17 protein-coding genes are annotated in these 20049 nt (G+C 42.2%); 8 read left to right on the top strand and 9 right to left on the bottom strand.

Annotated elements, in window-relative coordinates; genetic code table 11:
* Positions 1-43: 43 nt before the first annotated feature.
* Positions 44-886 (bottom strand): metallophosphoesterase family protein, encoded by an 843-nt coding sequence (locus WKI23_RS05735; protein ID WP_368079238.1) that lies wholly within the window; start codon positions 884-886, stop codon positions 44-46.
* A gap of 111 nt (positions 887-997) precedes the next feature.
* Here WKI23_RS05735 and WKI23_RS05730 point away from each other — a divergent pair, with 111 nt between their 5' ends.
* Together WKI23_RS05730 and WKI23_RS05725 are read left to right on the top strand one after the other, a co-directional pair.
* On the top strand, positions 998-1648 hold the full coding sequence (locus WKI23_RS05730; protein ID WP_368079237.1) for a metal-dependent transcriptional regulator: 651 nt from the start codon (positions 998-1000) through the stop codon (positions 1646-1648).
* A 163-nt stretch (positions 1649-1811) separates the two neighbouring features.
* On the top strand, positions 1812-2225 hold the full coding sequence (locus WKI23_RS05725) for a hypothetical protein (protein WP_368079236.1): 414 nt from the start codon (positions 1812-1814) through the stop codon (positions 2223-2225).
* A gap of 38 nt (positions 2226-2263) precedes the next feature.
* Here the strand turns inward: WKI23_RS05725 and dtd are convergent, their stop codons facing one another.
* Together dtd and WKI23_RS05715 are read right to left on the bottom strand one after the other, a co-directional pair.
* Entirely contained in the window at positions 2264-2707 is a 444-nt protein-coding gene (dtd, locus tag WKI23_RS05720; protein ID WP_368079235.1) for a D-aminoacyl-tRNA deacylase, read from the bottom strand.
* Between the two features lie 29 nt (positions 2708-2736).
* The gene (locus tag WKI23_RS05715) at positions 2737-4959 is read right to left on the bottom strand and encodes a RelA/SpoT family protein (RefSeq protein ID WP_175881004.1); all 2223 of its coding nucleotides are present in this window, start codon (positions 4957-4959) and stop codon (positions 2737-2739) included.
* Between the two features lie 379 nt (positions 4960-5338).
* Between WKI23_RS05715 and WKI23_RS05710 the strand changes: the two genes are divergently transcribed.
* On the top strand, positions 5339-5563 hold the full coding sequence (locus WKI23_RS05710; protein ID WP_308410031.1) for a hypothetical protein: 225 nt from the start codon (positions 5339-5341) through the stop codon (positions 5561-5563).
* A 126-nt stretch (positions 5564-5689) separates the two neighbouring features.
* Positions 5690-6319, top strand: coding sequence for an MBL fold metallo-hydrolase (locus WKI23_RS05705; RefSeq protein WP_368079234.1), 630 nt, complete (start codon positions 5690-5692; stop codon positions 6317-6319).
* Between the two features lie 127 nt (positions 6320-6446).
* Here WKI23_RS05705 and pepO read toward each other — a convergent pair whose 3' ends face one another.
* On the bottom strand, positions 6447-8339 hold the full coding sequence (pepO, locus tag WKI23_RS05700) for an endopeptidase PepO (protein ID WP_368079233.1): 1893 nt from the start codon (positions 8337-8339) through the stop codon (positions 6447-6449).
* A gap of 177 nt (positions 8340-8516) precedes the next feature.
* Here pepO and WKI23_RS05695 point away from each other — a divergent pair, with 177 nt between their 5' ends.
* The 4 genes from WKI23_RS05695 (at position 8517) to tpx (ending at position 11663) form a co-directional block, all read left to right on the top strand.
* Complete coding sequence (locus WKI23_RS05695; RefSeq protein ID WP_368079232.1) at positions 8517-9239, top strand: metal ABC transporter ATP-binding protein; 723 nt, start codon at positions 8517-8519, stop codon at positions 9237-9239.
* Complete coding sequence (locus WKI23_RS05690) at positions 9236-10084, top strand: metal ABC transporter permease (protein WP_000559787.1); 849 nt, start codon at positions 9236-9238, stop codon at positions 10082-10084. The genes WKI23_RS05695 and WKI23_RS05690 overlap by 4 nt, the downstream gene beginning before the upstream one ends.
* Before the next feature lie 34 nt (positions 10085-10118).
* Positions 10119-11048: a metal ABC transporter substrate-binding lipoprotein/adhesin PsaA gene (gene psaA / locus WKI23_RS05685; protein WP_368079231.1), complete on the top strand. Its 930-nt coding sequence runs from the start codon at positions 10119-10121 to the stop codon at positions 11046-11048.
* 123 nt (positions 11049-11171) lie between these two features.
* Positions 11172-11663: a thiol peroxidase gene (tpx, locus tag WKI23_RS05680; protein ID WP_000256026.1), complete on the top strand. Its 492-nt coding sequence runs from the start codon at positions 11172-11174 to the stop codon at positions 11661-11663.
* A gap of 96 nt (positions 11664-11759) precedes the next feature.
* On the opposite strand, the gene WKI23_RS05675 is transcribed toward tpx, so the two are convergent.
* From WKI23_RS05675 to WKI23_RS05655, 5 genes are all read right to left on the bottom strand, one after another.
* Positions 11760-14468, bottom strand: a complete 2709-nt coding sequence (locus tag WKI23_RS05675; protein ID WP_368079230.1) for an ABC transporter permease — start codon at positions 14466-14468, stop codon at positions 11760-11762.
* Position 14469: 1 nt separating this feature from the next.
* Positions 14470-15171: an ABC transporter ATP-binding protein gene (locus WKI23_RS05670; RefSeq protein WP_368079253.1), complete on the bottom strand. Its 702-nt coding sequence runs from the start codon at positions 15169-15171 to the stop codon at positions 14470-14472.
* A gap of 110 nt (positions 15172-15281) precedes the next feature.
* A complete protein-coding gene (locus tag WKI23_RS05665; protein ID WP_000240129.1) occupies positions 15282-15974 on the bottom strand; it encodes a phosphoglycerate mutase in 693 nt (230 codons plus the stop codon).
* A gap of 145 nt (positions 15975-16119) precedes the next feature.
* Positions 16120-18912, bottom strand: a complete 2793-nt coding sequence (ileS, locus tag WKI23_RS05660) for an isoleucine--tRNA ligase (protein ID WP_368079229.1) — start codon at positions 18910-18912, stop codon at positions 16120-16122.
* Between the two features lie 251 nt (positions 18913-19163).
* Positions 19164-20045 carry a DivIVA domain-containing protein gene (locus WKI23_RS05655; RefSeq protein WP_368079228.1) on the bottom strand — a complete coding sequence of 294 codons (882 nt, stop codon included), beginning with the start codon at positions 20043-20045 and terminating at the stop codon, positions 19164-19166.
* Positions 20046-20049: the final 4 nt, after the last annotated feature.

Below are 20049 nucleotides of genomic sequence, written 5' to 3'. Positions count from 1 at the left end.
CTACTCTTCTTTTTCTTTTATTATACCCTTTTTAGTTGTAATGTCAATCATTACCACTTTTCAACCAGGCATCTAATTCCCTATCATAGCCCTCTTTCTGGGCCAATTCTCTCAGAAATTCCTGGTTATGAGTATGGTGGATACCATTGACCAGACTTTCATAGTAAACCTCAAAATAAGGGAGTTTCAGATCTTTAGCTAGCTGCAATTCAGCTGCCACATCGTAGTCCACCCGTCGAAAGTCCATATCTACCAATCCCTTATCATCAAACTCCAAAATCATATACTGGGCCCGCAAGTCCTTCCGCAACTGGGCATCCAAAAAGAAAGGCTGCCCAATCGAACCTGGATTGACAATCAATTGCCCACCAGTCCCGTAACGAAGCAACTGCTGGTGAATATGGCCATAAACAGCAATATCACAAGGTGGATTGGTCACCAAGCGATCAAAATCCTCTTGCGCTCCAGTATGAATCAACTCTCGCCCCCAGTTCTTATCAGGCAGATGATGGCTAATTCCAACTGTCAAATCCCCAAACTGACGATGAATCTGGAGTGGTTGATTGTGGAGCAGTTCAATTTCTTCTAGGGAAATTTCCTCTAAAACATACTGGCACTGACGCAAAAGATAACGTTGGCTGGGACGAGTACTATCCAATTCCTTACGGACACCATGCCAAAGACTGTCTTCCCAGTTTCCCAAAACTCTAGCCGTAATCGGTAGTTGATCCAACAAGTCCAAAATCCTTCTACGCCCTGTCCCTGGCATGAGAATATCTCCCAAAAGCCAGTATTCATCCACTCCTAGCTGCCGAGCATCTGCCAAAACAGCCTCCAAGGCGGTGGTATTTCCATGAATATCTGAAAGAAGAGCTATTTTCGTCATATCCATCTCCTCGTTTTTTCTCTTGCAATAAGTATAACATAAAAAGTCACAGCTAGAGAAATCTAGCTTTTTTTGATATACTAGATAAAGATATTAGACAAGAGGAAGCGAATGAACCCGAATAAAGAAGACTATCTAAAATGTATTTATGAAATCGGCATAGACCTGCATAAAATCACCAACAAGGAAATTGCGGCCCGCATGCAAGTCTCTCCCCCAGCCGTAACTGAAATGATTAAACGGATGAAAAGTGAAAATCTCATCCTCAAGGACAAGGAATGTGGCTATCTATTGACAGACCTCGGACTCAAACTGGTCTCTGAGCTCTATCGTAAACACCGCTTGATTGAAGTTTTTCTAGTCCATCATTTAGACTATACGAGTGACCAGATTCACGAGGAAGCTGAAGTCTTGGAACATACTGTCTCTGACCTCTTCGTAGAAAGACTGGATAAACTGCTCGGATTCCCCAAGACCTGCCCCCACGGAGGAACCATTCCTGCAAAAGGAGAACTCCTAGTTGAAATCAATAACCTACCACTAGCTGATATCAAGGAAGCTGGATCCTACCGCCTGACTCGTGTGCACGATAGCTTTGACATTCTCCATTATCTGGACGAGCACTCACTTCACATCGGTGATCCGCTCCAAGTCAAGCAGTTTGATGGCTTCAGCAATACCTTCACTATCCTCACTAAAAATGAAGATTTACAAGTGAATATGGACATTGCCAAACAACTCTATGTCGAGAAAATCAACTAATTTCTCAAGTCCCCCACCAACCCTGAAAGTTTAATTTTCAGGGTTTTCTTATCTATTTTTTATACCAAAAAAGATAGTAAACACTTTCATACTCCAACTAAATATTGTATAATAATTATATAAAATATTACGTCACTAACAGATGAAAAAAGGAGGTTTTATCATGAAAAAAATCATCTATATCAAAACCATTCAACTCCTTGTCATCGATGGAATTATGCTGGCATTTTTGGCATTTAAAGAGGGGCTTACTTGGGATTGGATGTTGATTTATAGCGGTTGGCTCATTTTCTTTCATCCTGTGCTATTGACCTATCTTTCTAACCAGCTTTGTGACCACTTTAGTCAACTCTATTCTCAGATTAGACCGATATTCTGGCGATTTGCCTTACAAATCCTTCTATGGGATAGTCTGATGATTCTCTCCTTGCTGTTTTTAAGGGGTATCCCACTTTTACTTCAGGGCACTCTCCTAACCCTAGGACATCTCATACTTTCCTATCGCATAAGCCAAAGCCTGAAAAGAGACTTCCCAAAAGCCTATCAGGAACAGATTTCTTTTTGGAATATTTTATGATAGATGAGAAAAACCAAGCCGGCTGGGCTTGGTCTTTCTTATCTATTTTTAGTATCTAGGATAATGGTGACTGGTCCGTCATTGATCAGCTCAACCTGCATATCCGCTCCAAAGATGCCTGTCTGAACGGGTACTTCTTGCGCTAATTTTTGATTGAAAGCGTCATAGAAGTCTGATGCCATATCAGGCTTGGCTGCCCCTGTAAAGGCTGGACGATTGCCCTTCTTAGTATCCGCAAAGAGGGTAAACTGAGAAATAGAGAGGATTTCTCCTTCAATATCTTTGACAGACAGGTTCATCTTGCCTTCTGCATCTGAAAAAATCCGCATGTTGACCAGTTTTCTCACAGCATAGTCCAAATCTTCCTCTTGGTCCTCTGGTCCAACTCCAACCAGCAATAAGAGTCCCTGATTGATTTTTCCCTGAATCTGACCTTCGATACTGACTTGGGCTTTTTTAACCCGTTGGATAATGATTTTCATAATAGCCTTTCTAGTAAGAGCTAGGACAATTAGCCATTGGTACGTTTAACAGAGTAAACTTCTGGCACACTCTTAATCTTGTCTACGACCGTAGTCAGCGTCGAGAGGTTAGCAATGCCAAAGGATACATGGATATTAGCAAACTTCATATCCTTGGTTGGTTGAGCATTGACTGTTGAGATATTCTTGGTTGTGTTTGAAAGAACTTGCAGTACATCGTTCAATAGTCCTGTACGGTTGAGTCCATAAATATCGATATGAGCCATATACTCCTTATTCGAGCTAGAGTACTGGTCTTCCCACTCCACATCAAGGAGACGTTGCTCGTAGTTTTCTTGGGCACGCAGGTTCATACAGTCCACACGGTGAATAGCCACACCACGACCCTTGGTGATATAGCCGACAATATCATCACCAGGAACTGGATTACAGCATTTGGCAATCCGCACTAGGAGGCCTGATGCACCTTCAATGACCACACCTCCCTCATGCTTGACCTTGAGAGTTTCTTTATTTTCAACCTTGATCTCGCCACCTTTGACAAGTTCTTCTGCCTCAGCCTTGGCCTTGGCACGCTCTTCCTCACGGCGTTCCTTTTCAGTCAGACGGTTAAAGACGGTAATAGCTCCAATTTCTCCAAAACCAATAGCCGCAAAAAGGGATTCTTCTGTCTTGTAGCTAGTCTTTTGTAGAACTTGGTCCATGTGACGCTTGTCCATGAATTTATTGGCCACATAGCCATTTTCTTGGAACTGAGCCATCAGCATCTCACGACCCTTGTTGACAGACAATTCCTTGTCTTGGTTTTTAAAGAACTGACGAATCTTGTTGCGCGCCTTGCTGGTCTTAACCATATTGAGCCAGTCACGGCTAGGTCCAAAGGAGTTGGGGTTGGTGACAATTTCAACCTGATCCCCCGTCTTGAGCTTAGTTGTCAGTGGAACCATACGCCCATTGACCTTGGCACCAGTTGCTTTTTCACCGACCTTGGTATGGATTTCGTAAGCAAAATCAATCGGTCCTGAATCTTTTGGAAGGGAACGGACAGCTCCATCTGGTGTAAAGACGTAAATCTCCTCAGCCAAATAGTTTTCCTTAACTGAATCAACAAATTCCTTGGCATCATCAGCCTGGTCTTGGAGCTCCATCATCTCCTTGATCCAGTTCATCCCAATAGCTGATTCCTTGCTGTTAACCTGCCCCTTAACGCCTTTCTTATAAGCCCAGTGAGCCGCAACCCCGTACTCAGCCACCTCGTGCATAGCCTTGGTTCGAATTTGGAATTCGATCGGCCCTTTTGGCCCATAAACAGTCGTATGGATAGACTGATAACCATTGGCCTTGCGGTTAGCAATATAGTCTTTGAAGCGGCCAGGCATCGGTTTCCAAAGTTCATGCACATAACCAAGCATGGCATAAACATCACTTTGGGTATCCAAAATACAACGAATAGCAATCAGATCATAGATTTCCTCAAACCGTTTTCTCTTATCCTGCATTTTGCGGAAAATCGAGTAAATATGCTTAGGACGACCGTAAATCTTCCCTTTCAGGTGACGATCTGTCGTATATTCCTCTAATTTTGTGACTACCTCATCCACCAAGGCTTCACGCTCTCTACGTTTTTCCTTCATCATATGGGTAATCTTGTAAAACTCCGTTGGATTGAGATAACGGAAAGATAGGTCTTCCAATTCCCATTTGACGCTAGAAATCCCCAGACGGTGGGCAAGAGGGGCATAGATTTCCATGGTTTCTTTGGAAATACGCTCCTGCTTGTCTTTTCGAAGGTGTTTTAGAGTCCGCATATTATGCAAGCGGTCAGACAGTTTGACCAAGATAACACGGATGTCCTCAGACATGGCCATGAGCATCTTGCGGTGGTTTTCAGCCAACTGCTCCTCGTGAGACTTGTACTTGACCTTACCAAGCTTAGTAACCCCATCTACGATTACCCGCACATCAGGACCAAACTCTCTCTCCAAATCGTCCAAGGTCGCATCAGTATCTTCTACCACATCATGCAAGAAACCACAAGCTACTGTTACAGCATCCAGCTTGAGCTTAGCTAAAATACCTGCCACTTGGATAGGGTGAATGATATAAGGCTCGCCTGATTTGCGATACTGGCCACTGTGGCATTCAACCGCATAGACCAAGGCCTTATGGACAAAATGGACATCCTCTTCCGTCAAATATTCTTTGGTTAAAGCGACAACTTCTTCGCCTGTTAAATTCACTTCTTTTGGCATCTCTACTCTCCAATTCTTCCTACCATTTTATCACTTTTTTAAGAATATGAAAACTAGATTAGAACAGAATAAGAAAAAAATAATTCAGAATTGCTTGATAATTCTGAATTATTAGTCTATAATATATTACGAAGTTAGATTTTAAACTTAGGTGATAGAAGGAGAGATAGAAGAACGGAAACCATATTGTAACCGAAAGACTTTCTGACTTCCCCAATTCCATTGAATATACGAAAGATAAACAGTGGAACTCGTGTCACATACACTGGTACCTTGACTGGATTTTGGAATTAAAATCCTCAAGATACTTTCTTTTATCCTTTAGTTTATAAGGAGAACACCTATGAAAAAAACTGCTATTTCTATCTTTGCTCTCCTAGTGTTAGGAGTTAGCTGCCTGTTCCTATTCAGCCAGCAAAGCTATAAAAAAACAGTCGTTCAATACTATGCTAACGACCAGAACCTGCCCAATAGGATAACTTATAGTGAATATAGCGACAAACGAGAAGCCAACTACGGTGGCACTCTAAACATCACATCTATCAAACAAGCTAATGACGGAGTTTATGCAACCTATGAAGGGCAATTGACACCTCTCCAATAGTGATAAATTGATAACCAGCCTGTCTTCATCTAGTCATGCTGGTTTTTAAGTTCATTCTAAATCCTTACCTATTCGCCCCAACTGTGCTATACTTAATTTAGTACATTCTTTGAGATTGGAGCTAATATGAAAATTCATAAAACCGTGAATCCTGTTGCCTATGAAAACACCTATTACCTAGAAGGCGAAAAGCACCTCATCGTTGTCGATCCTGGTAGCCATTGGGAAGCCATTCGTCAGACAATAGAGAACATCAGCAAACCGATCTGTGCCATTCTATTGACCCACGCCCATTATGACCATATCATGAGTCTGGACTTGGTTCGTGAGACTTTTGGCAATCCTCCTGTCTATATCGCAGAGAGCGAAGCCAGCTGGCTCTATACTCCTGTCGATAATCTCTCTGGGCTTCCCCGCCACGATGATATGGCAGATGTGGTCGCAAAACCTGCAGAATACACTTTTATCTTTCACGAAGAATACCAACTAGAGGAATTTCGTTTCACTGTCTTGCCAACACCAGGACATTCTATCGGCGGTGTTTCTATCGTCTTTCCGCAAGCTCATTTGGTCTTGACAGGTGATGCTCTGTTCCGTGAAACAATCGGACGGACGGATCTTCCAACTGGTAGCATGGAACAACTCCTCCATAGTATCCAGACCCAACTCTTCACCCTACCAAACTACGATGTTTATCCAGGACATGGTCCAGCTACTACTATCGCTCACGAAAAGACCTTCAATCCTTTTTTCTAGTAAAATGATGACAATGACTATCGCATTTTAAGTATATTATCCAGCAGTCTTTCCACTATAAAAGGCATCCTATCAAAGTTTTCACACCTGATTGGATACCTTTTTTCTGATGACTAGATTTTTTGCATTACCAAATAATCACGCGCTCTTCTGGTGAACGCCACATTCCGTCGCCTTCTTTGACATCATAAGTTGTAAAGAAATCATCAAAGTTTGGTACTTGCACATTGACACGGAGTTTGGCTGGTGCATGCACATCGACGCTAGCCAAAAGTTTCATAAATTCTGGACGACCTTTCATGCGCCAGATGCGACCGAAGTTGTAGAAGAACTCTTCTGCGGAGAAGTCTGGTTCTCTCTTAGCTGCTTCAAGTGCTGCAGCGATTCCTCCTAAGTCAGCCACGTTTTCTGATACAGTCAATTTACCGTTGATAGTTGCTCCATAAGAATCCTGTCCATCAAACTGGTCAATGACTTTTTGTGTTTTCTCCTTGAAGGCAGCATAGTCGCTCTCTGTCCACCAATCCTTGAGGCTACCATTTTCATCAAAGGAAGCTCCGTTGGTATCAAAGGCGTGGGAAATTTCATGGGCAATAACTGCCCCAATACCACCGTAGTTAGCAGAAGATGACTGATGCAAGTCATAGAAAGGTGCTTGTAAAATGGCCGCTGGGAAGACAATTAGGTTCTTCTGTGGATTGTAGTAGGCATTGACCATATGAGCAGGCATGCCCCATTCCTTGTAGTCAACAGGTTGGTTCCACTTGTTCCAACTGTGCTTGATTTCCACACGCGCAAAGGCTAAAGCATTGCCAAAAAGACTGACAGTTTCGTCCACCACCTTGTCCTTATAGCGTTCTGGCAATTCCTCTGGATAACCGATATAAGGCTTGATGACATTGAGTTTGACAATGGCCTTGTCACGAGTTTCTGGAGTCAGCCAGTCATTTTTGGCCAAGCGTTCCTTATAGACATCAATCATGGTTGCCACTTTTTTCTCCACGTCCGCCTTAGCTTCTGGAGAGAATTTTTCATGGGCATACCAAAGACCCAAGGCTTGTTTGAAAGGACCTTGTGCTAGCTGGTAGGCTGCCTTGACCTTGTCTTTGGCTTCTGGAACTCCTGAAAGCGCACGGCTATAGGCACCTGACAAGACACGAATTTCTTCTGTTAAATAGCTGGTTGAGAGATTCACAACACTTAAAATTAAGGTTGCCTTGAGAAGAGGCCAGGCTTCTTCACTATAGAATTGCTCTGCTGCTTGCCAGAAACGTTCCTCATCTACAATAACCTTGTCTGGCACTTGTCCAAGAACGGCTTGGAAGAAGTCATCCAAAGGTAGGGCAGGCGCAAATTTCTTGAAATCTTCGTAATCATATGGATGGTAAAGTTTAGCATACTCTGAACTTTCTTCATTAGAAAGCACTACTGCCGCAACTCGACGGTCCAATTCAAGTCTTTTCTCTAGCAAGTCTTCAATTTCTTCATCAGAGAAATCATAAGCCTTGAGAAGATTTGCGCTGCTTTCTTTCCAAAGAGTCAAGAGCTCTTCGCGCTGAGGATGGTCTTCTGCATAGTAGGTCGTGTCTGGCAGGATCGTGCTTGGAGCGCTAGCCCATAGAACATTGATTCTGGCATCCATAAAGTCTGGCGATACACCAAAAGGAAGGAAGTTTGGTTTTCCTGCAAGTTCAAACTCTGCTAGTTTAGCTGTGAAATCCGCAAAAGTCTCCAATTCTTGGAATTCTTTAAGGAGTGGTAAGACAGGTGTGATACCGTCAGCTTCTCTCTTGTCAAAATCACGAACTAGGCGGTGGTATTTGACAAAGTTTGCCAAGATAGCATCCTCAGGCACCTCTTCACCTGTCAACCACTTGTCTGTTGTAGCCAACATCAAGTCTTCAATTTCCTGATCTAAATCAACAAAACCTCCTGTTTGAGACTTATCTGCTGGGATTTCAGCTGTCTGTTGCCATTCTCCATTGATAGCATCATAAAAATCATCTTGATAACGTGTCATCTTGTTCTCGCTTTCATTTGTACTTGCTCTTAGCTTAACAAAAATTACCTAGGAATGCAATTAAAAATGAACGGATGTTTCCTATTGTTTTTCAGTTATTATTTTAATTTTTTTAAAAATTAACTTGACTTAATTTTTTTTTTAATGTATATTAAGAGGCAGGAGGAATATAAGTTTATGATACGTATCGAAAACCTCAGTGTCTCCTACAAAGAAACGTTGGCACTTAAGGATATTTCACTAGTGCTCCAAGGACCAACAATTACCGGTATCATTGGTCCAAACGGTGCTGGGAAATCAACACTATTAAAAGGTATGCTGGGAATTATCCCACATCAAGGTCAGGCATTTCTCGATGACAAGGAAGTTAAAAAATCCTTACACCGAATTGCCTATGTCGAACAAAAAATCAATATCGACTACAACTTTCCCATCAAGGTCAAGGAATGCGTCTCGCTAGGACTCTTTCCCTCTATCCCTCTCTTTCACAGTTTAAATGCTAAACATTGGAAGAAGGTGCAAGAAGCCCTTGAAATCGTCGGTCTAGCTGACTACGCTGAACGGCAAATCAGTCAACTGTCTGGAGGTCAATTCCAGCGGGTCTTGATTGCTAGATGTTTGGTACAGGAAGCCGACTATATCCTCTTGGATGAACCCTTTGTTGGGATTGACTCTGTCAGTGAGGAAATCATCATGAATACGCTGAGAGATCTGAAAAAAGCTGGGAAGACGGTTCTCATCGTCCACCACGACCTCAGCAAGGTTCCCCACTACTTCGATCAAGTCTTGCTTGTCAATCGAGAAGTGATTGCCTTTGGTCCAACCAAAGAAACCTTTACCGAAGCCAATCTCAAAGAAGCTTACGGTAATCGACTCTTTTTCAATGGAGGTGACCTATGATTGCAGAATTTATCGATGGATTGCAAAAATTCCATTTCCTACAAAATGCCTTGATAACAGCTATTGTCGTCGGGGTCGTAGCTGGAGCTGTAGGATGTTTCATCATTCTACGCGGGATGTCACTCATGGGAGATGCCATTTCACATGCTGTCTTACCAGGTGTAGCCCTCTCCTTCATCTTGGGCCTTGACTTCTTTATCGGAGCCATTGTCTTTGGACTGCTAGCTGCCATCATCATTACCTACATCAAGGGAAACTCGATTATCAAAAGCGATACCGCCATCGGCATTACCTTTTCTTCTTTCTTAGCCCTCGGTATCATCTTGATTAGTGTCGCTAAAAGTTCAACTGACCTTTTCCATATCCTTTTTGGTAATATCCTAGCCGTCCAAGATACGGATATGTTTATTACTATGGGTGTGGGAGCAGTCATTCTCTTGTTAATCTGGATTTTCTTCAAGCAACTCTTGATAACTTCCTTTGATGAACTCTTGGCTAAAGCCATGGGAATGCCTGTCAATTTCTATCACTACCTTCTCATGGTGCTCCTGACTCTCGTGTCTGTGACAGCCATGCAAAGTGTCGGAACTATCCTGATTGTAGCCATGCTGATTACCCCAGCTGCAACTGCTTATCTGTATGCTAATAGCCTGAAAAGCATGATTTTCCTTTCCTCAACCTTTGGAGCTACTGCTTCAGTTTTGGGACTCTTTATTGGCTATAGTTTTAATGTTGCGGCAGGTTCTAGTATCGTGCTCACAGCTGCTAGTTTCTTTCTCATTAGCTTCTTTATCGCTCCCAAACAACGATATTTGAAACTAAAAAATAAACATTTGTTAAAATAAGGGGCAAAGCCCCAATAATAAATTGGAGGATCTAATGAAAAAATTAGGTACATTACTCGTTCTCTTTCTTTCCGTCATTGCTCTTGTAGCATGTGCTAGCGGAAAAAAAGATGCAGCTTCTGGTCAAAAACTAAAAGTTGTTGCTACAAACTCAATCATTGCTGATATTACTAAAAATATTGCTGGTGACAAAATTGATCTTCATAGTATCGTTCCGATTGGGCAAGACCCACACGAATACGAACCACTTCCTGAAGATGTTAAGAAAACTTCTGAGGCAGACCTCATTTTCTATAACGGTATCAACCTTGAAACAGGTGGCAATGCTTGGTTTACCAAATTGGTAGAAAATGCTAAGAAAACTGAAAACAAAGACTACTTTGCAGTCAGCGAAGGCGTTGATGTTATCTACCTTGAAGGAAAAAATGAAAAAGGTAAAGAAGACCCACACGCTTGGCTCAACCTTGAAAATGGGATTATCTTTGCTAAAAATATCGCTAAACAATTGAGCGCCAAAGACCCTAACAACAAAGAATTCTATGAAAAAAATCTCAAAGAATATACTGATAAGTTAGACAAACTTGATAAAGAAAGTAAGGATAAATTTAATAACATCCCTGCTGAAAAGAAACTCATTGTAACCAGCGAAGGAGCATTCAAATACTTCTCTAAAGCCTATGGTGTCCCAAGTGCTTACATCTGGGAAATCAACACTGAAGAAGAAGGAACACCTGAACAAATCAAGACCTTGGTTGAAAAACTTCGCCAAACAAAAGTTCCTTCACTCTTTGTAGAATCAAGTGTGGATGACCGTCCAATGAAAACTGTTTCTCAAGACACAAACATCCCAATCTACGCACAAATCTTTACTGACTCTATCGCAGAAGAAGGTAAAGAAGGCGACAGCTACTACAGCATGATGAAATACAACCTTGACAAGATTGCTGAAGGATTGGCAAAATAATCCTCTGAAAAACGTCATTCTCACATTGAGCTGGCGTTTTTTCTATGCCCACATTTCCGGTCAAATCATTGGAAAATTTCGACCGTTTCAGCTAAAATGGAAGAAAAAAGATTGGAGTATCTTATGGTAACTTTTCTCGGAAATCCTGTGAGCTTTACAGGTAAACAACTACAAGTCGGCGACAAGGCGCTTGATTTTTCTCTCACTACAACAGACCTTTCTAAAAAATCTCTGGCTGATTTTGATGGCAAGAAAAAAGTTTTGAGTGTCGTGCCTTCTATCGATACAGGTATCTGCTCAACTCAAACGCGTCGCTTTAATGAAGAACTGGCTGGACTGGACAATACGGTTGTCTTGACTGTTTCCATGGACCTTCCTTTTGCCCAAAAACGTTGGTGCGGTGCTGAAGGCATTGAAAATGCCATCATGCTCTCAGACTATTTCGACCATTCCTTTGGACGTGACTATGCCCTCTTAATCAATGAGTGGCACCTATTGGCACGCGCAGTCTTTGTCCTTGATACTGACAATACGATTCGCTACGTTGAATACGTGGACAATATCAACTCAGAACCAAACTTCGAAGCCGCAATTGCAGCAGCTAAAGCCCTATAGAAAAAAATCCTCTGTCACAAAGAGTTTCCTACTCTTTGAAACGGAGGATTTTTGTTTACGAGTAAATATAATTTCAATCAGCTAAAAACAATCGCCTTACTCTACAGATTTCAAGGCTTCTAACATATCAACCTTTCTCAGATGATGATTGACAAAGAAACCAAGTACAGTCAAAATGATGCTTACTGCTGCTACTGGGATTACGTAGACCTCCCAACCTACCTGTGGATAAAAGAGAATAGTCGCAGGCGAAATCATTTGAATCAAAAATTGGTGTAAATAGAAACCTGAGAGCAGACCAAGTACGATTCCCACAAGAGACAAGACAATCGTCTCACGGTAAATGTAGAGGGTGACTTCATTATTATGAAAACCAAGAACCTTGATAGTGGAGAGTTCACGGATTCTCTCAGCCACGTTGATATTGGTCAGATTGTAAAGGATAACAATAGCTAATAGAACCGACACGATGACCAAGATAGTCATGGTCTGATTGAGTGAGCTAGCGACAGAGTCAAAGAGCCGAATAGCTGAAGCATTCTGGACGACACTGGACACCGCAGCTTGATTCATAAGTAAACCTGCCTGCCTTTCGATACTAGGCGCACTAGAATCCTTTAGCGTAACCAGATAAGTATTAGCTTGCGGCACCTGTCCATAAATTTGCTCATAGCTAGCCTGACTCATATAAATAAAGTGACCAACGTAATTCTCAGCAATGGCAGCGACCTTTAGTTCCTTACCTTCAATTTCTAAAGTCTGTCCAACCTTAACACCTGCCAGCTGGGCAAGTTTATCCGTGATAACGATTCCATCTTTTAATGTCAGCTCCTGCTGATGATCTTGCAGATGGATAAAGGGTGTCAAATCTTCCTTCTCTGTCATCATAAGGGTAATGGTCTGAAGACCAGCCTTGCCCTTGAAATCCTTGTCTAGCGTTTTAGAATAGATTTTCTGGTAGGCTAGTATCTCCTGTCCTTTCAACACTTCTTCCAACTCTGCCTTGTCTTGATTGGTCGCACTAGGATTTTCAGAGACAATCATCTGATACTGTTGGATTTGTTGAAACTGTCTAGTCGGAACTCCTGCCACAGAGGATTGGATTCCCAATCCTGCAAAGAGCAGAGCGACTGAACCTGCCACACCAAAGATTGTCATCAACATTCGTTGCTTATAACGAAAGATATTGCGAGCTGTTACCTTATGGGTAAAACTGAGACGACGCCAAATAAAACTGATGCGCTCCAGTAAGATTTTAGCTCCTTTAACAGGTGGTTTAGGTAGTAAAAGCTGGGCTGCTTCATCATGAAGTTCCCTCCGAGCCACCAGATAAGCTGGCAACACACTCGCCAACCAACTCAAGCCAAGAGCTAGTAAGCTATAAGTCCAATAGAAGTGAATCTGGGTTTCTCCCACCACCATACCTTTTGTAATAACGCTTGAAATCACACTGGCTAGCAAATAATGGCCAAGTATACTACCTAGAGCCGTTCCGACAGTCCCAGCTACTAGACCGTAAAGCAGAAATTTAGCAATAATATCCTTACTGCGATAGCCCAAGGCCTTAAAAATACCTGCATGTGTTCGCTCTTCATCCACAAAACGAGTCATAGTTGTGAAGGTCACCATAGCTGCTACGGCATAAAGCACCACAGGAAAGATATTGCCCACTGCCCGAATACTGGCTGAAGCATTGCTGTACATGAGGAAGCCCTGACCGCCAGGAATGGTCTGACGATTATAAACCTGATACTTGGGCTCAGCCAAATCATCCAAAACTTTCTGATGTTTTTCTAATTTTTCCTTTTCTTGAGCTAGACTTTGTTCAGCTTGCTTTAGCTTGTCCTCTTCCTTACTCAATTCCTGCTTGGCTTGGATAAGTTGAGCACTAGCCTGCTCTCTCTGAGCTTGAGGAATCAAGGCTAGTTGACTTTCCTGAGCCTGTAAACGAGCTTGAGCAGTTGCTAAACGACGCTTACCTTCCTGTAAATTAGTCTCAGCCTTATTAAGGATCTCTTGTCCCTTATCGAGAGATTCTTGGCCTTCTTTTTTCAAAAGTTGCAGACGTGCCTTGCCATTATCTGATAGAGCTTGTTCAAGGTCTTCCTGATATTGCTTGGATTTTTCTTCATAAGCTGATGAAAAGGCATTTAAGCCAGCTAAATCTTGATATTTCAAACGAGCTATATTGTAGACTTTCTGATCAAACTGACTAGGTAAAATCACCCCATAGGCTGTCAGAGTCCCACTTCCACTTCCTGCATAGCCCATATCTCGCTGGGAGAGGATTTCAGCTGAATTCACAAAACCAGTAATGGTATATGTATGGTCTTTTAAAGAGGAATGACCGCCTTCTTTTTCTTTAAAACTAATCTCCTGTCCCACGCTATATTGACTCTGCAGATGACTTGCCAAAGCAATTTCCTGGTCTGACTGCGGAAGTCGCCCCTCTCTTAGCTGAAAGGTTGAAATTCGCTCTGGTTTGGAATACAGCCGAATGGCATCCTGCCCATTATCCGTGGTCACATCTGTCAAGTAGCCAAACTCGACCTCTGCGCCCTCTATCTGTTCTAGTTCTTTTTGATCTGCTTGATCCAAGCCATAGTTAGACATGACTGCCAAATCCAAGGTTTGAGCAGTGGTTAAATAGTCATTGGCGGTCACCTCCATGTTGGGACTAGTCACTTTGAGACCTACTAGGGCTAGAGATCCCAACATCATCAAGGTCAAGATGGATAAAAAACGCCCCTTGGAGCCTGTGAAGGACTGAATTAAGTCCTTCCAATAAGTTTTTCGCTTAATCATGCTAGTACTCCAAACTGTCAATATCCTGAGGATGCTGGTTGATCACCACATCCTTGACACCGGCATCGTGCATATGAATCACGCGATCAGCAATGGGCGCCAAAGCTCCATTGTGAGTCACGATGATCACCGTCGCTCCCTTTTGACGAGACATATCTTGGAGAATTTTCAAAACCTGCTTACCCGTCTGATAATCCAAGGCTCCAGTCGGTTCATCACAAAGGAGGATTTTAGGATTTTTGGCTACCGCGCGTGCAATGGAGACTCGCTGTTGCTCCCCTCCAGACAGCTGTGCTGGGAAATTATTAAGACGATGAGCCAGACCTACATCTGTCAAAACCTGCTCAGGATCCAAGGCATCCGTCACGATTTCAGAAGCTAGTTCCACATTTTCCTTAGCTGTCAGATTGGACACTAGATTGTAAAACTGAAAAACAAAACCGACATCATTTCTACGGTAATTGGTGCGCTGATGGGAACTATAGTCTGCAATATTGACACCATCAATCCATATTTCCCCTTCATCATTGGTATCCATTCCCCCAAGAAGGTTAAGAACCGTTGACTTGCCTGCACCTGATGCACCTAGAATAATAACCAGTTCTCCCTTTTCAATCTCAAAATTCACATCACGATTGGCCACAATCTCCGTGTCCCCAACCTGATAACGCTTGTAACAGTGTTTCATCTCAATATAAGCCATATCAGTTTCTCTTTCTTTCATATTTACTATCATTATATCGCTTTTTCAAGCCATTGGAAACTGGGAACAAAAACAAAAAGCCTAGAAATCAATCCTAGGCTTACAATTTTTTATTTTCCAAGGTAGTATTCAGAAACGACGTTCAATTTTTCGTCAAATTCGAATACCAATGGTGGGAAGTTAGGGATTTCCACGTCCATGATTTCGTCATCTGACAAACCTTTGATGTGTTTTACAAGGGCACGGATTGAGTTACCGTGAGCTCCTACGAATACGTTTTTACCATCTTTAAGAGCTGGAGCGATTTTATCTTCCCAGAATGGAAGGGCACGTTCCAAAGTCACTTTCAAGTTTTCAGCATCTGGGATTACTGAGTCGTCAAGTGAAGCATAACGACGGTCTGTGTGAGCTGAGTGCTCATCATCACGGTCCATGTTTGGAGGCAATACATCGTATGAACGACGCCAGATGTGAACTTGCTCATCACCAAATTGTTCAGCAGCTTCAGCTTTGTTTTTACCAGTCAAACCACCATAGTGACGTTCGTTCAAGCGCCATGATTTTTCAACTGGAACCCACAATTGGTCAGAAGCTTCAAGAGCCAAGTTAGTTGTTTTGATAGCACGTTTCAATACTGAAGTGTAAGCTTGGTCAAATTCGATACCAGCTTCTTTGATCAATTTACCAGCGTCAATCGCTTGTTGTGTACCTTTTTCAGACAAATCAACATCAGCCCAACCAGTGAAAAGGTTAGCTTTGTTCCATTCAGACTCACCGTGGCGAGCAAAAACCAATTTTACCATTAGATGGATTCTCCTTTAAATTTTCCGAGGTTTCCCCTCGTTTATCTATTCTATTTTACACAATTTTTCACAAAAAATCTAGTCAAAACCAAAAAGGAAAGGACTGTTTGACAATCCTTTTCCTTGTTCACATTATAAAATAACCTTATTTCTCTTCAAATCCTTCTGCGACTGCATCCGCAAAGTTTTCTTCAACGATGCTTGCGCAGTGGTCACAGATGGTTGCATGGTAGCTGCGTTCTGCTGTTGTTGGGTCGATACGACGGCAACGGTCACATACTTCACCTGCAGCGCGTTCAACTGTGAAGGCTACATCTTCAAAGCTAACGGCAGCTTCCGGAGCTGGTCCTTCTGCGATGGTCAAGTCTGACACGATTAAAAGTTGAGCTACATTGCTATTTACTGCTTCGAGTAGAGTTTTCACAACTTCATTTGGATAAACTGTCAAGTGAGCTTCAAGTGATTTACCGATAACTTTGGCATTACGAGCCTCTTCCAAGGCTTTTTGAGCTTGTCCACGGAAGTCCATGAAGGCTGCCCATGTATCTAAGATTTCTTCTTGGTTAGCAAAAGTTTCTGCTTCTGGCAATTCTGACAATTGAACGAAGTCTTCTGTTTCAAACTCAAGGTATGACCAGATTTCTTCCGCAGTGTGAGGAAGGATTGGTGTCAAGAGTTTGGTAATTTTTACAAGAATATCGTAGAAGACAGTCTGCATTTGACGGCGTTCCAATGATTTGGCACCTTCGATATAAACAACATCTTTGGCAAAATCAAGGTAGAAGGCTGACAAGTCAACGTTGATAAAGTTCACCAAGGCCTTGTAGATTGTCAAGAATTCAAAGTTTGCGTAAGCATCACGAATGGTCTTAACAAGCTGGTTAAAGCGAATCGTCATGTACTTATCAACTGAACGAAGCTCATCGTAAGCTACTGCATCCTCAGCTGGGTTAAAGTCAGATGTATTAGCAATCAAGAAACGAAGAGTGTTACGGATTTTACGGTAAGATTCCGATACTTGGCTAAGGATATCCATTGAGATACGAACGTCATTGCTAGTATCTACACTTGTTACCCAAAGACGAAGAATTTCAGCGCCAAATTGTTTCTCAACATCGCTAGGCAAAATAGTATTTCCAAGAGATTTGGACATCTTTTCATCCTTACCATCAAGCGTAAAACCTTGAGACAAGATTTGTTTGTAAGGTGCTACGCCATGGTTGGCAACAGATGTAATGAGTGATGAGTTAAACCAACCACGGTATTGGTCAGAACCTTCAAGGTAAAGGTCAGCTGGATAAGTCAGATTTGGACGATTTACCAAAACACCATTCCATGATGAACCTGAGTCAAACCATACATCCATAATATCTGTTTCTTTCTTGAACTCCCCATTTGGAGAACCTGGATGAGTAAATCCTTCTGGCAAGAGGTCTTTGGCATCACGTTCCCACCAAATGCTTGAACCATGTACTTCAAAGAGTTGAGCCACATGTTCGATAGTCTCAGCTGTCATGATAGCTGTACCGTCTTCTGCATAGAAGATTGGAAGTGGAACACCCCAAGCACGTTGACGAGAGATAACCCAGTCACCACGGTCACGAATCATATTATATAGACGTACTTTACCCCATTCTGTATGGAATTTAACTTTATCAATAGCATCCAAGATTTTTTGGCGGAATTTAGAAACTGAGGCAAACCATTGTGGTACTGCACGCCAGATGATTGGTTTCTTGGTACGCCAGTCAAATGGATATGAGTGAGAGATTTCTTCTTTAGCAAGAAGCAGGTTACCTAGTTTTTCAATAACTGTTGGAACAACCTTGTCGTAGAATTGGCCTTCAAACTCAGGACCAGCATTCTTCATCATGATACCACGTTCGTCAACAGTCACTGCGACTTCAAGACCATTAGCAATACCAACATTGTAGTCGTCCTCACCAAAACCGGGGGCTGTATGGACAATACCAGTACCAGAGTCAGTTGTAACGTGGTCACCAAGGATCACCAATTCATCTACAGCTGTATCCCATGGATGTTCTGTTACGATGTGGTTCAATTCTTGACCACGGTAAGTTGCCAACACTTGAACATCAGCCCAGCCAAATTTCTCAGACAAGCTAGTCAACAATTCTGCAGCAACGACAAACTTACGAGTTTCACCAGCAGGTTGAACCAAGACGTAATCAATATCCGCTCCAACAGTCAAACCACGAGAAGCTGTGATGGTAAATGGAGTAGTTGTCCAGACAACGATGTAAGTATCTGTATCAAGAACACCTTTGCCATCTTTTACCTTATTGGCATAGTAAAGGGAAGTTGAAACCAAGTCATGGTATTCAATCTCTGCTTCAGCAAGGGCAGACTCAGATGACCAAGACCAGTAAACTGGTTTTGCACCACGGTAGATATAGCCTTTATTAGCCATCTCACCAAATACACGGATTTGGGCTGCTTCATAGTCTGGAGTTAAAGTCACATATAAATTTTCCCAGTCACCTGACATCCCCAAGCGCTTGAAATCATCACGTTGTTTATAAACTTGAGAAAGAGCGTATTCACGGCAAAGTTTTAAGTACTCAACCAAGTCCATTTCTTTACGTTTAACACCTTGTTTTGCCAAAACCTGCTCGATTGGCAGACCATGAGTATCCCAACCTGGGATATAAGGTGCGTTAAAACCTGACATAGACTTAGAACGAATGATGATATCTTTTGAGATATGATTCATGGCATGTCCAACGTGGATATTTCCGTTTGCGTATGGAGGGCCATCATGCAAGACAAAATGCGGTTTCCCTTCATTTAGTTCTTGACGACGTTGGTAAAGTTTTGCATCTTCCCATTCTTTTTGCCAGACTGGCTCTTTGGTTGGAAGGCCTGCACGCATTGGGAAGTCAGTTTTCCCAAGATTTAAAGTTTCTTTGAGTTTCATGATATCTCCTTTTTTATATAGACAAAATAAAAACCACGACTTCCAAAAAGGACGAAAATCGTGGTACCACCTTTATTCGGAAAAAGATCTAGTCTTTCTCCCTCTTATCCCGTAACGTGGGGAACGTCAAATCTTACTCTATTCAGACTTGAGTTTTTGAGAGGATAATCTTATCATTAGGGAATGCAGGACTCACACCATCTCCTGCTCGCTGGAAATATAAGGATAAGATATTGTTCTCACATCGTTTCTTATAAAATTGTAACGGATTCTTGCGGTGCTTCAAATCCCGGTGCTGAATCAACAGTTTCTGTAGCTGGTATTGGACCTGTCGGATGCACTGGAGCTACTTCTGGTTCTTCGTACATTGGACCAACTGGATGAGCAGGCTCTTCTTCAATTTGAGGACTCACTACAGGAGTTGGACCTTCCACTTCCTGTTTAGCCTGAGCTTCAAATTCAGCCAATTCTTTATTGGCTGCCTCAATACGAGCTTGTAACTCTGCCATTTCTGCTTGAGAGAACTGACGTGTCATATCAATTGGTTCTTCCTCAATTGGAGCTGGAATCGGTTCCCCAAGTACTTCGCTAACCACTTCTTTAAAAGCTTCATCACTGGTTTGAAGATAAGTAGCTGTTGGACGGAGAATATCTTCCCAATCTGAAGATTCAACAATAGCCAACTGACTCTCAATTGTAGATTTGAGACGTTGGTGGAAGACACGGCTCTTGTTTTTCAATTCTTCTGTTTCAACAGCAACTTTCTTAGCATTGTCTGTTGCTTGACGAAGAATCTCGTTTGCCTTATATTTAGCTTCTTCCAACAAGCGTTGCGCATCTTGTTCTGCTTGGTGAACGATATTGTTTGAACGTTCATGTGCCGCTTGTTTCACTCGCTCAGCTGTGTCTTGGGCAATCAATACAGACTGGCTCAATGAATCTTTCATTTCGTCAAAGTAAGACAAACGCTCTTCTAAACTCTTAATACGCAAATCTTTATCATGATTCGCACGAACAAGATCTTCGTAATCACGAACCACAATATCTAAAAATTCATCGACTTCTTCTGGATCAAAACCTCTGAATCGAGTTCCAAAAGTCTTGTCCTTTATTTCTAATGATGTAATTGGCATTCTA

The organism is Streptococcus pseudopneumoniae (genome assembly GCF_038148955.1).
GTDB classification, from domain to species: domain Bacteria; phylum Bacillota; class Bacilli; order Lactobacillales; family Streptococcaceae; genus Streptococcus; species Streptococcus pseudopneumoniae_T.
This window is presented reverse-complemented; position numbering and strand designations above follow the sequence as displayed.

What these genes read in the sequence shown, in the direction of transcription:
- WKI23_RS05675 (WP_368079230.1), bottom strand. Translation starts at nt 14,468, where the DNA reads ATGATTAAGCGAAAAACTTATTGGAAGGACTTAATTCAGTCCTTCACA.
- ileS (WP_368079229.1), bottom strand. Translation starts at nt 18,912, where the DNA reads ATGAAACTCAAAGAAACTTTAAATCTTGGGAAAACTGACTTCCCAATG.
- WKI23_RS05725 (WP_368079236.1), top strand. Translation starts at nt 1,812, where the DNA reads ATGAAAAAAATCATCTATATCAAAACCATTCAACTCCTTGTCATCGAT.
- WKI23_RS05730 (WP_368079237.1), top strand. Translation starts at nt 998, where the DNA reads ATGAACCCGAATAAAGAAGACTATCTAAAATGTATTTATGAAATCGGC.
- WKI23_RS05665 (WP_000240129.1), bottom strand. Translation starts at nt 15,974, where the DNA reads ATGGTAAAATTGGTTTTTGCTCGCCACGGTGAGTCTGAATGGAACAAA.
- pepO (WP_368079233.1), bottom strand. Translation starts at nt 8,339, where the DNA reads ATGACACGTTATCAAGATGATTTTTATGATGCTATCAATGGAGAATGG.
- psaA (WP_368079231.1), top strand. Translation starts at nt 10,119, where the DNA reads ATGAAAAAATTAGGTACATTACTCGTTCTCTTTCTTTCCGTCATTGCT.
- tpx (WP_000256026.1), top strand. Translation starts at nt 11,172, where the DNA reads ATGGTAACTTTTCTCGGAAATCCTGTGAGCTTTACAGGTAAACAACTA.
- WKI23_RS05715 (WP_175881004.1), bottom strand. Translation starts at nt 4,959, where the DNA reads ATGCCAAAAGAAGTGAATTTAACAGGCGAAGAAGTTGTCGCTTTAACC.
- WKI23_RS05690 (WP_000559787.1), top strand. Translation starts at nt 9,236, where the DNA reads ATGATTGCAGAATTTATCGATGGATTGCAAAAATTCCATTTCCTACAA.
- WKI23_RS05670 (WP_368079253.1), bottom strand. Translation starts at nt 15,171, where the DNA reads ATGGCTTATATTGAGATGAAACACTGTTACAAGCGTTATCAGGTTGGG.
- dtd (WP_368079235.1), bottom strand. Translation starts at nt 2,707, where the DNA reads ATGAAAATCATTATCCAACGGGTTAAAAAAGCCCAAGTCAGTATCGAA.
- WKI23_RS05655 (WP_368079228.1), bottom strand. Translation starts at nt 20,045, where the DNA reads ATGCCAATTACATCATTAGAAATAAAGGACAAGACTTTTGGAACTCGA.
- WKI23_RS05735 (WP_368079238.1), bottom strand. Translation starts at nt 886, where the DNA reads ATGACGAAAATAGCTCTTCTTTCAGATATTCATGGAAATACCACCGCC.
- WKI23_RS05695 (WP_368079232.1), top strand. Translation starts at nt 8,517, where the DNA reads ATGATACGTATCGAAAACCTCAGTGTCTCCTACAAAGAAACGTTGGCA.
- WKI23_RS05705 (WP_368079234.1), top strand. Translation starts at nt 5,690, where the DNA reads ATGAAAATTCATAAAACCGTGAATCCTGTTGCCTATGAAAACACCTAT.